Source organism: Streptomyces roseolus (genome assembly GCF_014649855.1).
Taxonomy (GTDB): domain Bacteria; phylum Actinomycetota; class Actinomycetes; order Streptomycetales; family Streptomycetaceae; genus Streptomyces; species Streptomyces roseolus.
The window spans coordinates 115,515-130,969 of the sequence record NZ_BMTV01000004.1 but is presented as its reverse complement, the minus strand read 5'-3'; the positions used below and the strand labels follow the sequence as shown (position 1 = coordinate 130,969).

Annotated in this window: 12 protein-coding genes; 7 read left to right on the top strand and 5 right to left on the bottom strand. The window is 73.1% G+C overall.

The window, feature by feature from the left end:
• The first annotated feature begins 10 nt into the window (after positions 1-10).
• From IE245_RS06040 to IE245_RS06030, 3 genes are all read left to right on the top strand, one after another.
• The gene (locus IE245_RS06040) at positions 11-784 is read left to right on the top strand and encodes a sugar phosphate isomerase/epimerase family protein (protein ID WP_189945854.1); all 774 of its coding nucleotides are present in this window, start codon (positions 11-13) and stop codon (positions 782-784) included.
• 301 nt (positions 785-1,085) lie between these two features.
• Positions 1,086-3,317: an SF1B family DNA helicase RecD2 gene (gene recD2 / locus IE245_RS06035; protein WP_189945681.1), complete on the top strand. Its 2,232-nt coding sequence runs from the start codon at positions 1,086-1,088 to the stop codon at positions 3,315-3,317.
• 178 nt (positions 3,318-3,495) lie between these two features.
• On the top strand, positions 3,496-4,785 hold the full coding sequence (locus IE245_RS06030; RefSeq protein WP_189945680.1) for a citrate synthase: 1,290 nt from the start codon (positions 3,496-3,498) through the stop codon (positions 4,783-4,785).
• A gap of 381 nt (positions 4,786-5,166) precedes the next feature.
• Here the strand turns inward: IE245_RS06030 and IE245_RS06025 are convergent, their stop codons facing one another.
• From IE245_RS06025 to IE245_RS06015, 3 genes are all read right to left on the bottom strand, one after another.
• Complete coding sequence (locus IE245_RS06025) at positions 5,167-7,386, bottom strand: heavy metal translocating P-type ATPase (protein WP_189945679.1); 2,220 nt, start codon at positions 7,384-7,386, stop codon at positions 5,167-5,169.
• Between the two features lie 74 nt (positions 7,387-7,460).
• On the bottom strand, positions 7,461-7,685 hold the full coding sequence (locus tag IE245_RS06020; protein WP_169084583.1) for a heavy-metal-associated domain-containing protein: 225 nt from the start codon (positions 7,683-7,685) through the stop codon (positions 7,461-7,463).
• A 48-nt stretch (positions 7,686-7,733) separates the two neighbouring features.
• The gene (locus IE245_RS06015; RefSeq protein ID WP_189945678.1) at positions 7,734-8,702 is read right to left on the bottom strand and encodes a PrsW family intramembrane metalloprotease; all 969 of its coding nucleotides are present in this window, start codon (positions 8,700-8,702) and stop codon (positions 7,734-7,736) included.
• A 64-nt stretch (positions 8,703-8,766) separates the two neighbouring features.
• On the opposite strand from IE245_RS06015, the gene IE245_RS06010 reads away from it, so the two are divergent.
• A complete protein-coding gene (locus IE245_RS06010) occupies positions 8,767-9,999 on the top strand; it encodes a cation:proton antiporter (protein WP_189945677.1) in 1,233 nt (410 codons plus the stop codon).
• A gap of 137 nt (positions 10,000-10,136) precedes the next feature.
• Here IE245_RS06010 and IE245_RS06005 read toward each other — a convergent pair whose 3' ends face one another.
• On the bottom strand, positions 10,137-10,334 hold the full coding sequence (locus IE245_RS06005; protein WP_189945676.1) for a helix-turn-helix transcriptional regulator: 198 nt from the start codon (positions 10,332-10,334) through the stop codon (positions 10,137-10,139).
• Between the two features lie 274 nt (positions 10,335-10,608).
• On the bottom strand, positions 10,609-11,526 hold the full coding sequence (locus IE245_RS06000; protein ID WP_189945675.1) for a sugar phosphate isomerase/epimerase family protein: 918 nt from the start codon (positions 11,524-11,526) through the stop codon (positions 10,609-10,611).
• Between the two features lie 176 nt (positions 11,527-11,702).
• On the opposite strand from IE245_RS06000, the gene iolC reads away from it, so the two are divergent.
• Genes iolC through iolD form a run of 3 tightly spaced genes read left to right on the top strand, consistent with a single transcriptional unit; the run spans position 11,703 to position 15,437 of the window.
• A complete protein-coding gene (gene iolC, locus IE245_RS05995) occupies positions 11,703-12,686 on the top strand; it encodes a 5-dehydro-2-deoxygluconokinase (protein ID WP_189945853.1) in 984 nt (327 codons plus the stop codon).
• A 52-nt stretch (positions 12,687-12,738) separates the two neighbouring features.
• The gene (iolB, locus tag IE245_RS05990) at positions 12,739-13,584 is read left to right on the top strand and encodes a 5-deoxy-glucuronate isomerase (protein ID WP_189945674.1); all 846 of its coding nucleotides are present in this window, start codon (positions 12,739-12,741) and stop codon (positions 13,582-13,584) included.
• On the top strand, positions 13,581-15,437 hold the full coding sequence (gene iolD / locus IE245_RS05985; protein ID WP_189945673.1) for a 3D-(3,5/4)-trihydroxycyclohexane-1,2-dione acylhydrolase (decyclizing): 1,857 nt from the start codon (positions 13,581-13,583) through the stop codon (positions 15,435-15,437). The genes iolB and iolD overlap by 4 nt, the downstream gene beginning before the upstream one ends.
• Positions 15,438-15,455 lie beyond the last annotated feature (18 nt).

Sequence of the window (15,455 nt, the reverse complement as noted above, 5' to 3'; positions counted from 1 at the left end):
CATCAACCAGATGACGGTGAAGCAGCTCCCCCTCCCCGAGCTGGTCGCGGAATGCGTCCGTCTCGGCGTCCCGGGGATCGGCCTGTGGCGCGACCCGGTGAAGGAGTACGGCGTCGACGAGACCGCGGCCCTGATCCAGGAGGCGGGCCTGAAGGTCACCACCCTGTGCCGGGGCGGCTTCTTCACCACCGACGGCTGGGAGGCCGACAACCGGGCGGCGATCGACGAGGCCGCGGCGCTCGGCACCGACACCCTCGTCCTGGTCTCCGGCGGCCTTCCCGCCGGCAGCCGCGACCTGCCCGGCGCCCGCGCCCGCATCGCCGACGCCATCGGCGCCCTCGCCCCCTACGCCGGCGAACACGGGGTCCGGCTCGCCATCGAACCCCTCCACCCCATGTACGCCTCCGACCGCTGCGCGATCTCCACCCTGGACCAGGCCCTGGACATCGCGGAGCGCCACCCGGCCGACCAGGTCGGCGTCACCGTCGACACGTACCACCTGTGGTGGGACGAGAACGCCCCGGCGGCCGTCGAGCGCGCCGCCGCCGGCGGCCGCGTCCACTCCTTCCAGCTCGCCGACTGGACGACCCCCCTCCCGGAAGGCGTCCTCAACGGCCGGGGCCAGCTCGGCACCGGCGCGATCGACCTCACCTGGTGGTCGGCCCTCCTCGAACGGGTCGGCTACACGGGCCCGGTGGAGGTCGAACTCTTCAACGACGCGCTGTGGGCGAGGGACGGCGTCGAGGTCCTGGAGGAGACCCTGGAGGCCTTCCTGAAGGTCTGAGTCCCGGATCCAAGATCCCGGATCCAAGATCCCGGATCCGAAATTCTGGATCCAGAATCCGGGAGGTTGGATTCAGGCCTACGGCCAAGCCCCCGCGTGCGCGGCGGGGGCCTTCCGGCCCGGCCCCGTGTGCGGCGGGGCCGGGCCCCCTTCCACCCCTCCCGCCGCCCGGCGGATCGGCGAGGCCGGCGGATTCGTCGGGTTCGTCGGGTTCGGCTTCGGCACTCGGCGTCCCGGCGCCCGGGCCGGCGGTTGTCCACAGCCCCGCCCCGCTGTCGGCGGGCTTCGCTACGGTCGGAGCATGTCCAATGAGGGTCAGCCGTTCCGCCCCGCCGTCCTGGAGGGCGTGCTGGAGAGGATCACGTACGCCAACGAGGAGAGCGGCTACACGGTCGCCCGGGTCGACACCGGGCGGGGCGCGGGGGAGCTGCTCACCGTCGTGGGCGCGCTGCTCGGCGCGCAGCCGGGGGAGTCGCTGCGGATGGAGGGCCGCTGGGGGTCGCACCCCCAGTACGGCCGACAGTTCCAGGTGGACAATTACACGACCGTGCTGCCCGCCACCATCCAGGGCATCCGGCGCTACCTGGGCTCCGGCCTGGTCAAGGGCATCGGCCCGGTCTTCGCCGACCGCATCACCACCCACTTCGGCCTGGCGACCCTCGACATCCTGGAGGAGGAGCCGGGCCGGCTGATCGAGGTCCCCGGCCTGGGGCCGAAGCGGACGAAGAACATCACCGCGGCCTGGGAGGAGCAGAAGGCCATCAAGGAGGTGATGGTCTTCCTGCAGACCGTCGGCGTCTCCACCTCCATCGCCGTCCGCATCTACAAGCAGTACGGCGACGCCTCGATCTCCGTCGTCCGCGAGCAGCCCTACCGGCTGGCCGCCGACGTCTGGGGCATCGGCTTCCTCACCGCCGACCGGATCGCCCAGTCCGTCGGCATCCCGCACGACAGCCCCGAGCGGGTGAAGGCCGGCCTCCAGTACGCCCTGTCCCAGTCCTCCGACCAGGGGCACTGCTTCCTCCCCGAGGAGCGGCTGATCGCCGACGCGGTGAAACTGCTCCAGGTGGACACCGGGCTCGTCATCGAATGCCTGGCCGAGCTCGCCGACGACCCCGAAGGGGTCGTCCGGGAGCCGGTCCCCGGCCCGGAGGGGGAGCCGGTCACGGCCGTCTACCTGATCCCCTTCCACCGGGCGGAGCTCTCCCTCGCCGGGCAGCTGCGGCGGCTGCTGCGCACCCCCGAGGACCGCATGCCGGCCTTCCGGGACGTGGCCTGGGACAAGGCGCTGGCCTGGCTCGCGGACCGCACGGGGGCCACCCTGGCGCCCGAGCAGGAGCAGGCCGTCCGGCTCGCGCTGACCGAGAAGGTCGCGGTCCTCACCGGCGGCCCCGGCTGCGGGAAGTCCTTCACGGTCCGTTCCGTGGTGGAGCTGGCCCGGGCCAAGAAGGCGAAGGTGGTCCTCGCGGCGCCGACCGGCCGTGCCGCCAAGCGGCTCGCCGAGCTGACCGGAGCCGAGGCCTCCACCGTTCACCGGCTGCTCGAACTGAAGCCGGGCGGGGACGCCGCGTACGACCGGGACCGGCCGCTGGACGCGGACCTCGTGGTGGTCGACGAGGCGTCCATGCTCGATCTGCTGCTGGCGAACAAGCTGGTCAAGGCGGTGGCGCCGGGCGCCCATCTGCTGCTCGTGGGGGACGTGGACCAGCTGCCGTCGGTCGGCGCGGGCGAGGTGCTCGCCGATCTGCTGGCCCCGGGCAGTCCGGTTCCGGCCGTCCGGCTGACCAGGATCTTCCGCCAGGCCCAGCAGTCCGGCGTGGTCACCAACGCGCACCGGATCAACGAGGGGCTCCCGCCGGCAACAACCGGACTGCCGGACTTCTTCCTCTTCGCGGAGGAGGAGACGGAGGACGCGGCCCGGGTCGCCGTCGAGGTCGCCGCCCGGCGTATTCCGGCCAGATTCGGATTGGACCCGCGCCGGGATGTGCAGGTTTTGGCACCGATGCACCGGGGACCCGCCGGCGCGGGCGCGCTGAACGGACTGCTCCAGCAGATGATCACCCCGGCCCGCCCGGACGTCCCGGAGAAGCGGTTCGGCGGCCGGGTCTTCCGGGTCGGGGACAAGGTGACCCAGATCAGGAACAACTACGAGAAGGGGGCGAACGGCGTCTTCAACGGTACGGTCGGAGTGGTGACGGCGCTGGACCCCGTGGAACAGCGGCTCACCGTCCGGACGGACGAGGACGAGGAGGTGCCGTACGGCTTCGACGAGCTGGACGAGCTGTCCCACGCGTACGCGGTCACCATCCACCGTTCGCAGGGCAGTGAGTATCCGGCCGTGGTGATCCCGGTCACCATGAGTGCGTGGATGATGCTCCAGCGAAACCTGCTCTACACGGCGGTCACCCGTGCCCGGAAGCTCGTCGTCCTGGTCGGTTCGCGCCGCGCGATCGCCCAGGCGGTGCGTACGGTCTCGGCCGGCCGGCGCTTTACCGCACTGGCCCACCGGCTCACAGGGGGCTCCCCCGTGTGAAAGATCACGGAGGGCTTCCGGAACCGGGGCGAAGGGGGCAGGATGAGCAGGTTGGCGGCACTGAGTGCCGCCGATTGGCCCAATGGCGACCCCGAGTGCACTCTCCTGAGCCAAGTGGGGGATGGTAGAGACAGTCAGGGCACCTCGAAGAAGAGGCACTACGTCGGTGAGGGATGACGTGAGCGACAACTCTGTAGTACTGCGGTACGCGGACGGTGAATACACCTACCCGGTGGTCGAGAGCACCGTCGGTGACCAGGGCTTCGACATCGGCAAGCTGCGAGCCCAGACCGGGCTGGTCACCCTGGACAGTGGATACGGCAACACCGCCGCCTACAAATCCGCCATCACCTACCTCGATGGCGAGCAGGGCATCCTGCGGTACCGCGGCTACCCCATCGAGCAGCTGGCCGAGCAGTCCACCTTCCTGGAGGTGGCCTACCTGCTGATCAACGGCGAGCTGCCGAAGGGCGAGGAGCTCGCCACCTTCCAGAACGAGATCACCCAGCACACGCTGGTCCACGAGGACGTCAAGAACTTCTTCCGCGGCTTCCCGCGGGACGCCCACCCGATGGCGATGCTGTCGTCCGTGGTCTCCGCGCTGTCCACCTTCTACCAGGACAGCCACAACCCGTTCGACGAGACGCAGCGCCACCTGTCGACGATCCGGCTGCTCGCCAAGCTGCCGACGATCGCGGCGTACGCGTACAAGAAGTCGATCGGCCACCCGTTCGTCTACCCGCGCAACGACCTCGGCTACGTCGAGAACTTCCTGCGCATGACGTTCTCGGTGCCGGCGCAGGAGTACGACCTCGACCCGGTCGTCGTCTCCGCGCTCGACAAGCTGCTCATCCTGCACGCGGACCACGAGCAGAACTGTTCGACGTCCACCGTGCGTCTGGTCGGCTCCTCGCAGGCGAACATGTTCGCCTCGATCTCGGCCGGCATCTCCGCCCTCTGGGGTCCGCTGCACGGCGGTGCCAACCAGTCGGTCCTGGAGATGCTGGAGGGCATCCAGGCCAACGGCGGCGACGTCGACTCCTTCATCCGCAAGGTGAAGAACAAGGAGGACGGCGTCCGCCTGATGGGCTTCGGCCACCGGGTGTACAAGTCCTTCGACCCGCGCGCCAAGATCATCAAGGCGGCGGCGCACGACGTCCTCTCGGCGCTCGGCAAGTCCGACGAGCTCCTGGACATCGCGCTGAAGCTGGAGGAGCACGCGCTCTCCGACGACTACTTCGTCTCGCGCAACCTCTACCCGAACGTGGACTTCTACACGGGCCTCATCTACCGCGCGATGGGCTTCCCGACCGAGATGTTCACCGTGCTCTTCGCGCTCGGCCGCCTTCCCGGCTGGATCGCCCAGTGGCACGAGATGATCAAGGAGCCGGGTTCCCGCATCGGCCGCCCGCGCCAGATCTACACCGGCGAGGTCCTCCGCGACTTCGTCCCGGTCGACGAGCGCTGAGCCGACCCCGCACAGGTCGTCTGAGGAGCCTCCGGGGCCGCCGGCAGGACGTACAGAAGCGCCCCGCTCTCCGATCCCCCCACGGGTCGGCGAGCGGGGCGCTTCTCATATTCCCGGAGCGGATTCCCCCCACGGGATCCGGGCCGGGCGTCGTGCGCGCGGTCTGCCGGGGTACGTACGGGAGGGCCGCTCAAAGCTCCCCGGTGCACGTGCCCCGGCCGCGCTTGCCTGCCGGGACGTCCCCCAAGACCTCCCGGCGAACGTCCCCCAAGACGTTCTGGCATCGCCCACTTAGACTCGCGAACAGCCCAGATGGTTACCCCCCAATATCTGTGATCTAGGTCTCTTTGTGAAGGACTTGTGCGTCACGTGTAGGTGAAATCAACGGAACCGCCGCAGGCGCAGGCTGTTGGTCACGACGAAGACGGACGAAAAGGCCATGGTCAGGCCCGCGATCATCGGGTTGAGCAGTCCGGCCGCGGCGAGCGGCAGCGCGGCCACGTTGTAGCCGAAGGCCCACGCCAGATTTCCCTTGATCGTCGCCAGGGTCCGCCGGGAGAGCCGGATCGCGTCGGCGGCGACCCGCAGGTCGCCCCGGACGAGGGTCAGGTCGCTCGCCTCGATGGCCGCGTCCGTGCCGGTGCCCATCGCGAGCCCCAGGTCGGCCGTGGCGAGCGCCGCCGCGTCGTTCACGCCGTCGCCGACCATCGCGACCGTACGGCCCTCCTCCTGGAGCCGGCGGACCACGCCCGCCTTCTCCTCCGGCAGCACCTCGGCGATCACCTCGCCGATGCCGACCTCGGCGGCCACGGCCTCCGCGACGGTCCGGTGGTCGCCGGTGAGCAGCACCGGCCGCAGTCCGAGGCCGCGGAGCCGGGCGACGGCCTCGGCGCTGGTGTCCTTGACGGCGTCGGCGACGGTCAGGGCGCCGCAGAAGACCCCGTCCCTGGCGACGAGCACGGCCCCGGCGGCCGCGCCGTCCGGCACGGCCACGTCCTCGGCGGCGAGCAGCGCGGCCCGCCCGGCGAGGACGAGCCGGCCGTCGACGGAGCCGCGGACGCCGAGTCCCGGTACGTTCTCGAAGCCCTTGGGGACCGGCAGCTCGCCGACGGGGATCCCGAGGCGCTCGGCGGCGCCGGCGGCGACGGCCCGGGCCACGGGGTGCTCGGAGGAGTGCTCCAGGGCCCCGGCGAGCCGCAGCAGCTCCCGCTCGTCGGTCCCGGCGGCGGGGTGGACGCCGGTGAGGGTCATCCGGCCGGTGGTGACGGTTCCGGTCTTGTCCAGGACGACGGTGTCGACCCGGCGGGTGGACTCCAGGACCTCGGGCCCCTTGATCAGGATGCCGAGCTGGGCGCCGCGCCCGGTGCCGACGAGCAGCGCGGTCGGCGTGGCGAGGCCGAGGGCACAGGGGCAGGCGATGATCAGGACGGCGACGGCGGCGGTGAACGCGGCGGTCGCGCCGGCCCCCGAGCCGAGCCAGAAGCCGAGGGTGGCCAGGGCGATCAGCAGGACGGCGGGGACGAAGACGGCGGAGATCCGGTCGGCGAGCCGCTGCGCCTCGGCCTTGCCGCTCTGCGCCTCCTCGACGAGCTTCGCCATCCGGGCGAGCCGCGTCTCGGCGCCGACCCGGCCGGCCCGGACGACGAGCCGCCCGGAGACGTTGACGCAGCCGCCGGTGACGGCGGAGCCGGCCGTGACGTCGACGGGCAGGGACTCGCCCGTGAGCAGGGAGGTGTCGACGGCGGAGGAGCCCTCGGCGACGGTGCCGTCGGTGGCGATCCTCTCCCCGGGGCGCACGACGAAGAGCTCGCCGGTCCGCAGGTCGGCGACCGGCACCCGTACCTCTCCGCCCTCCCTGAGAACGGCGACGTCCTTGGCGCCGAGCTTCATCAGGGCCCGCAGGGCGGCGCCGGCCCTGCGCTTGGCGCGGGCCTCCAGGTAGCGGCCGAGCAGGATGAAGGTGACGACCCCCGCGGCCACCTCCAGGTAGATCGCGGAGGAGCCGTCGGAGCGGTCGGCGGTGAGGTCGAAGCCGTGGCGCATCCCGGGCAGGCCGGCGTCGCCGAGGAAGAGCGCCCACAGGGACCAGCCGTAGGCGGCGAGGGTGCCGACCGAGACGAGGGTGTCCATGGTGGCGGCGCCGTGCCGGAGGTTGGTCCAGGCGGCCCGGTGGAAGGGGAGGCCGCCCCAGACGACGACCGGGGAGGCGAGGGCGAGGGAGAGCCACTGCCAGTCGTCGAACTGGAGGGCGGGGGCCATGGCGAGCAGGACGACGGGGGCGGCGAGGACGGCGGAGACGACGAGGCGGCGGCGGAGCGCGGCGAGCTCGGGGTCGGCGGCGCCGTCCTCCCCGGGCGTCTCGGGCTCGGGCGGCGCGGGTTCCTCGGCGGTGTAGCCGGTCCTCACCACGGTGGCGATGAGCGCGTCGACGCCGACCTCGGGCACGTGCTCGACGCGGGCCTTCTCGGTGGCGTAGTTGACGGTCGCGGTGACGCCGTCCATGCGGTTGAGCTTCTTCTCGACGCGGGCCGCGCAGGAGGCGCAGGTCATCCCGCCGATGGTCAGCTCGGTGACGGTGACGTCGGGGGCGGTGCTGGTCATGTGCGGTTCCAGAAAAGGGGGCAGGGCCGTACCCGTAACGGTACGGCCCTGCCGGACGGCGGTGCGGCGCGTGGTCAGACCAGCTCGTAGCCGGCCTCGTCGACGGCGGCGGCGACGGCCTCGCGGTCGAGCGGGGCGGCGGAGACCACGGTGACCTCGCCGGTCTTGGCGACGGCCGTGACGGAGGAGACCCCGGGGATCGCGGAGATCTCGCCGGAGACGGCGCCCTCGCAGTGGCCGCAGGTCATGCCCTTGACCTGGTAGACGGTGGTCAGCTCGGTCTGCGTCTCGGCGGCCATGACGTTCTCCTCTTCGGTTCGGGGCCTTACGTGCGTGATCCTATACCCCTAGGGGGTATGAAATCCAGTCGTGTCGCCGCCGGACCCGCGGCCGGCCGGGGAATCGGGCCGCGCCAGTGAGCGCAGCCACGCCAGTCCCACCAGTGTCACCAGTACCAGGCCGCCCACCGAGAAGAGGGTGAAGAGGTGCTCCTGCCGGGCCGTGGGCTCCGGGAGGTACCCCTGGGCGAAGAGCGAGCGGTCCAGGTCCGTGGCGGTCAGCCGGAGGACGAGCCAGAGCGCGATCCCGTGCATCGAGTCCCAGAGCGCGTGCAGCACCGCCACGCCCAGGTAGGTGCCGACGACCGGGCCGGCGAGGCGGAAGCGGCCGTCGGGGCGGCGGAAGGAGAAGAGCACCGCGCCGGCGATGGCCGTCCACAGGCCGTGCCCGAAGGGGGCGAGCAGTCCGCGGAGGATCTCCGTCTCCAGGAGGGAGCGCAGGTCGATGCCGTCGATGGTGACGGCGGCGTTGAAGGCGTACCCCGCGCTCTCGAAGGCGGCGAAGCCGAAGCCGACCGTCCCGCCGAGGACCAGGCCGGCCCGCCGGCCGCGCAGCCGCGGCCGGCGGCGGACCACGAACATCAGGGCGGCGAGCTTCACGGCCTCCTCGATCAGCCCCACCCCGAGGAACATCCACAGGGACGGGTGGAGCAGGTAGGACTCCATGACCGAGGCGCCGAGCACCCCGAGGACGCCGCCGGTGACGAAGCAGCCGAGGATCACCGGGAGCCCGAGGTCGCCGCCGTGCCGCTCGTACGCCCACAGCACGAAGACGCCCGGGACCAGGAAGCTGCCCAGCAGGATCAGGGTGGGCAGCAGGGTGGTGTTGGCGGTGGCGTACGTGACCACGGCCGTCAGCGCCCACAGGGTCAGGCCGCCCCACAGGCACCGCTTCCACAGACCGGGGCGCGGCCCGGCGGGCCCGGGCGGGGCGGGAGGCGGGGGAGGGGGCTGGGTCGTGGGCCGGTACTCGTCCATCCGTGGGCCTCCAAGTCCCTCCGCCGACAAGGCATCTGACCGGAGCTTATGGTAGATACCCGATATGTCGCATTCGGGGAGCACGCTCGTCCTGATCATGGTGATCGCCGTCCTGGCGCCCCTGCTGGCGTACTGGGTGGGACGCCGCGCCCCCGTGCCGCTCGCCGTCTTCGAGATCCTCCTCGGCATCGTCATCGGCCCCGGCGTCCTCGACTGGGCCCACTCCGACGAGCTGATCGACGGCCTCTCGGAGCTCGGCCTCACCATGCTGATCTTCCTCGCCGGGTACGAGATCGAGTTCGGCAAGGTCCGCGGCGACACCCTCAGGCGCTCGGTGTGGGCGTGGCTCGTCGCGCTCGCCCTCGGCCTCGCCGCCGGCGTCCTGCTCGGCGGTGGCTACTCCACCGGCGTCTTCATCGGCGTCGCCCTCACCAGCACCGCGCTCGGCACCGTCCTGCCCGTCCTGCGGGACTCCGGCGGGCTGCGCGGCCGCTTCGGCTCGGTCGTCATGGCCTTCGGCGCGGTCGGCGAGTTCGGGCCGATCATCGCCATGGCGCTGCTGCTCAGCGGGCGGACCGCGGCCCGCTCCGCCGTGCTCCTCGCGGTCTTCGCCGCGCTCACCGCGGCCGCCGTCCACTGGGCGCTGCGGCCCCGCCCGCCGTGGTTCGCCGCCGTCATCGCCAAGACCCTGCACACCAGCGGCCAGTTCGCGGTCCGCTTCGTCTTCCTGCTCCTCGCGCTGATGCTCGGGGCGTCGACGGCGCTCGGCCTCGACGTCCTGCTCGGCGCGTTCGCCGCCGGGCTCATCACCCGGCTCGTCCTCACCGGGGCCGCGCCCGAGGCCGGGCCGGAGATCCTGGAGAAGGTCGAGGGCGTCGGCTTCGGCTTCCTCGTGCCGGTCTTCTTCGTCGTCACCGGTCTCGAGTTCGACCTGGACTCGCTGCTCTCCGGCGGCCGGGCGCTCCTCCTCCTGCCGGTCTTCCTGCTGCTCTTCCTGGTGGTGCGCGGCGGCCCGATGTGGTTCCTCGCCCCGCGCGACCTCGACCGGAAGGACCGGGGCGCGCTGGTCCTGTACGGCTCCACCGCGCTGCCGCTGGTCGTCGCCATCACCACCATCGGCCTGGACGACGAGGCGCTGTCGGCGGGCGAGGCGGCGGCCCTCGTGGGCGCCGCGATGGTCTCCGTCCTGGTCTTCCCGCTGCTCGCGCTGAAGGTGCGGAGGGGCCGGGACCGGACGCCGGAGGAGGGGGAGGGGGGAGAGGGGGAGAGGGCCGGCGGGGCGTCGGAGACGTGGTGACCGCCGCGCCGGCCGGGACCCCGCCGAAGACGCCCGTCGGCGCCGGGTGCCCGAGGCGGGGACGGGCCGGGACGCGGCGCGGCGCCGGCCCCGGCTTCCACCGGGGCCGGCGCCGCGCACGGGCCGGGCGGACGCGATCAGTCGCGGCGGGCCCGGTTGCCGGGGCGACTGGCGACCCAGGCCCGGACGGTGTCCGCGTACCAGAAGGGCTTGCCGGACTCCACGCGGTCGGGCGGCGGCAGCAGCCCGTGCTTCCGATAGGAACGGACCGTGTCGGGCTGGACCCGGATGTGCGCGGCGATGTCCTTGTACGACCAGAGGCTTCTGTCCGTCATGCCTGTACCTCCCTCACGCCCCGTACCGCGCAGCGGTGGCGGGGGGTGCCGTTCGGGGGCGCTGCGGGCGGTGGCGTCGGTGATCACCGATCCTGTGCCCGGTGTACGCCCCTTCCGGACGGGACCGCCGCGGCTGTCGAGCGCCTGTGACACGGAACCCGCGAAACCGGGACATCCGTGACGGAGGAGCGACGGCCGTGACGGAAGCGACGCACGGTCACGGCGGCGCGTCCGCGTGCGGTCGCCCCCGGTCACACCCGCGGGAGCGCCCCGGTCACACCCCGCAGGAGCGGAGGTAGCCGCGGGTGCGCAGGGCGATCGGGAAGGGGGCGTCCGGCTCGCACGGGTACATGTCCTGTTCCACGATGGCGAAGAGCTCCGTGCCCAGCGCCGCCGCGGCCGCCAGGACCGGCTCCAGGGCCGGCACCCCGGCCGGCGGCTCGCACATCACGCCCCGCGCCACCGCCGGGCCGAACGGCAGCTCCTCGGCCCGCACCTCCGCGAGCACCGCCGGATCCACCTGCTTCAGGTGGAGGTAGCCGATGCGCTCCCCGTAGGTCTCGATCAGCTTGACGCTGTCCCCGCCCGCGTACGCGTAGTGCCCGGTGTCCAGACAGAGCGCCACCGCCTCCGGGTCGGTGGCGTCGAGGAAGCGGGTCACGCTCTCCTCGTCGTCGAGATGGGTGTCGGCGTGCGGATGGACCACGATCCGCAGCCCGTACCGCTCCCGCACCTCCCGGCCCAGCCGCTCGGTCAGCGTGGTCAGCTGCCGCCACTGCTCCGGCGTCAGCACCCGGTCCTCCAGGACCTCGCCGCTCTTGTCGTCCCGCCAGAAGGAGGGGATCACCACCAGGTGCCCGGCGCCCACGGCCTGCGCCAGGGCCGCGTTCTCCGCGACGTGCGCCCAGGTCCGCTCCCACACCGCGGGCCCGTGGTGCAGCCCGGTGAAGACCGTGCCCGCCGACACCCTCAGTCCGCGCCGGGAGGTCTCCTCGGCGAGCAGCGCCGGATCGGTGGGCAGATAGCCGTACGGCCCCAGCTCGATCCACTCGTAACCGGCCCCCGCCACCTCGTCGAGGAACCGCTGCCACGGGACCTGACGGGGATCGTCGGGGAACCACACCCCCCAGGAGTCCGGGGCGGATCCGATCCGGATGCGGGAGGGCGACGGCGACGGCGACGGCTTCGTCATGCCAGCCACCTTGACCGCGCCCCGGACCAGCGTCAAGACAGCCGCCCGACCTGCCGAAGGACGTCCGAATGTCCGGACATGTCGTTGACACGCCCCGGGGCGGCGGTTAGACCTGGGAGGGGCGCGGGAGTCGAGAGGTGGCACGGGTGGAGTCGGAGCCGTACGACCTGATCACCATGGGGCGGCTCGGCGTCGACCTGTATCCGCTCCAGAGCGGCGTCGGACTCGACCGGGTCGAGACCTTCCGCCGCTTCCTCGGCGGCTCCCCGGCCAACGTGGCCGTCGCCGCCGCCCGCCTCGGCCGCCGCACCGCCCTCGTCAGCCGCACCGGCGCCGACGCCTTCGGCAGCTACCTCCGGCGCGAGCTGAAGGAGTTCGGGGTGGACGGCCGCTGGGTCACCGAGGTGCCCGAGCACCCCACCCCCGTCACCTTCTGCGCCCTCTTCCCGCCCGACGACTTCCCGCTCACCTTCTACCGCCGCCCCAAGGCCCCCGACCTGGAGATCCACCCCCACGAGCTGGACCTCGACGCGATCCGCGCCGCGCGCGTCCTGTGGGCCACCGGCACCGGCCTCGGCGAGGAACCCAGCCGCTCCGCCACCCTCGCCGCCCTGCGGGCCCGCTCCGGCCGCGCCCCCACCGTCCTGGACCTCGACTGGCGCCCCGCCTTCTGGCCCGACCCGGCCACCGCCCGCCCCCACTACACCGAGGCGCTGCGGCACGCCACCGTCGCCGTCGGCAACGCCGAGGAGTGCGAGGTCGCCACCGGGGAGCGCGACCCGGAGGCCGCCGCCCGCGCCCTCCTCCGCCTCCTCGCCCCCGGCCGGGCCGACGGTCCCGCCGCCGTCCGGCTCGCCGTCGTCAAACGCGGCCCCGAGGGCGTCCTCGCCCTCGCCGCCGACGGTCGGCGCGCCGCCGTCCCGCCCCTGCCGGTCGAGGTCGTCAACGGCCTCGGCGCCGGCGACGCCTTCGGCGGCGCCCTCGTCGACGGCCTCCTCGCCGGCCTTCCCCTGGAGGAGACCCTGCGCCGGGCCGCCGCCGCGGGCTCCGTCGTCGCCGGCCGCCTCGGCTGCGCCCCCGCGATGCCGGACGCCGCCGAGATCGACCGCGCCCTCGCCGCGGGCTCGGGCACCCTCCCGCCGGAAGGCCCGCGCCGGTGACCGCCGCGCGCGACCCCCGCACCCGCCTCCTCCGCACCGAGGACCCCCGCACATGACCCCTCCCGAGAGCCCGCGCCCCGCGCCCCGACCGCACCGCCTCCACCTCCCCGCGGGGGCCGCCGCCCGGGGGCCGTACCGCCTCGACATCGACCCCGGGACCGCCGGATGGAGCCGTTCCGCGCTCCGGATCCTCGACCTGCCGCCCGGGGCGGAACACACCTTCGACAGCGCGGATGCCGAATGGGTGGTGCTTCCCCTCGCCGGGGCCTGTACCGTGCGCGTCGACGGGGAGATTTTCGAACTCGTGGGCCGGACAAGCGTGTTCGCCGCCGTGTCCGACTTCGTCTATGTACCGCGCGACGCCCACGCCCAGATCTCCTCCGGCGCGGGAGGCCGCTTCGCTTTGGCAGGAGCGAACTGCGAGCGACGACTCCCCGCCCGCTACGGCCCCGCGCCGGAGGTCCCCGTCGAGGACCGGGGAACCGGCGACCGCGCCCGCCGCGTGCGGAACTTCGCCACGGCCGACGCCTTCCCCTGCGACCGGCTGATCGCCGTCGAGGTGATCACCCCGGGCGGCCACTGGTCCTCCTACCCGCCGCACAAGCACGACGAGCACCGCCCCGGGACCGAATCCGTCCTGGAGGAGATCTACTACTACGAGATCGAGGACCCGCGCGGCTACGCCTACCAGCGGATCTCGCCCTCCCGTCCCGGCGGCGCCGACCTCCTCGCCGAGGTCCGGCACGGCGACGCCGTCCTCGTCCCCGACGGCTGGCACGGCCCCTCGATCGCCCAGCCCGGCCACGACCTCTACTACCTCAACGTCATGGCCGGACCCGGAACCGAACGGGAGTGGAAGATCAGCTTCCACCCGGACCACACGGAGGGATACACATGAGGCGCCTCACCGTGGCCCAGGCCCTCGTCCGCTTCCTCGCCGCCCAGTACACCGAACGCGACGGCGAACGGCACCGGCTGATCGCCGCCACCTGGGGCATCTTCGGACACGGCAACGTCGCCGGGGTCGGCCAGGCGCTGATCGAGGAAGACGGCATGCCCTTCCACCAGGGCCGCAACGAGCAGGCCATGGTGCACGCCGCCGTCGGCTACGCCCGCCAGCGGAACCGGCTCTCCGCGCACGCCGTCACCACCTCCATCGGCCCCGGCGCCACCAACCTCGTCACCGGCGCCGCCCTCGCCACCGTCAACCACCTCCCGGTCCTGCTCCTGCCGGGCGACACCTTCGCCACCCGCCCCGCCGACCCCGTCCTCCAGCAGCTCCAGGTGCCGGGCGCCGGCGACGTCTCCGTCAACGACTGCCTGCGGCCCGTCTCCCGCTCCTTCGACCGGATCGTCCGCCCCGAAGCCCTGGTCCCGGCCGCCCTCGAAGCCATGCGGGTCCTCAGCGACCCGGCCGCCACCGGCGCCGTCACCCTCGCCCTCCCGCAGGACGTGCAGGCGGAGGCGTACGACTGGCCCGAGGAGTTCTTCGCCGAGCGGACCTGGCGGATCCGCAGGACCCGCCCCGACCGGGCCGAACTCGACGCCGCCGCGCGGGCGGTGCGCGAGGCCGCCCGCCCGCTGGTCGTCGCCGGCGGCGGGGTCCGCCACAGTGCCGCCGAGGACGCGCTGCGGGCCTTCGCCGAACGGGCGGGGCTGCCCGTCGCCACCACCCAGGCCGGCAAGGGCGCGCTCCCGCACGACCACCCGTGCGAGGTCGGCGGCCTCGGCCACACCGGCACCGCCACCGCGAACGACCTGGCCCGCGCCGCCGACCTGGTCATCGGCGTCGGCACCCGCTACACCGACTTCACCACCGCCTCCGGCACCCTCTTCGCCCCCGACGCCCGCTTCCTCAACCTCAACGTCACCGGCTTCGACGCCCACAAGCAGGCCGCCCCGCTGCCGCTCGTCGCCGACGCCCGCGAAGGCCTCGCCGCCCTCACCGGGGCCCTCGGCGACGCTCCGGCCCGGCCGGTGACCTGGGCCGCCGCCAAGGCCGCCTGGGAAGCCCGCGTCACCGCCGCCCACGCCGTCCCCGACGAAGCCGCCCGCCCCACCCAGGCCCAGGTCCTCGGCGTCCTCGACACCCTGTGCGACACCACCGACATCCTGATCAACGCCGCCGGCTCCCTCCCCGGCGACCTCCACAAGCTCTGGCGCACCCGCTCCCGCGACCAGTACCACGTCGAGTACGGCTACTCCTGCATGGGCTACGAGATCCCCGCCGCGATCGGCGTCCTGCTCGCCGCCCCCGGCCGACCCGTCTGGGCGCTCGTCGGCGACGGCACGTACCTGATGAATCCCACCGAGATCGTCACCGCCGTGCAGGAACGGCTCCCGCTGAAGCTGGTCCTGCTCCAGAACCACGGCTACGCCTCCATCGGCGGCCTCTCCGAGGCGGTCGGCGCCGAGCGGTACGGCACCGACTACCGCCTCCGCGCCGAGGACGGAAGCTTCACCGGCCCCCCGCTCCCCGTCGACCTCGGGGCCAACGCCGCCTCCCTCGGGATGCGCGTCCTACGCCCCCGCACCATCGGTGACCTGCGAGAAGCCCTCGCCGACGCCCGGGCCGCCACGGATCCCACATGTGTCTACATCGAGACCGAAACGGCAGACAGTGTGTCGGGCCCGCCCCCGGCCCAGGCGTGGTGGGATGTGCCCGTGGCCGAGATCTCGACCCGCCCGTCGGCGGTCAAGGCCCGCGAGGAGTACGACCGGCACGTCACCGCCCGACGCCGCCGTCTCTGAAGGCACCGAAGGCACCGA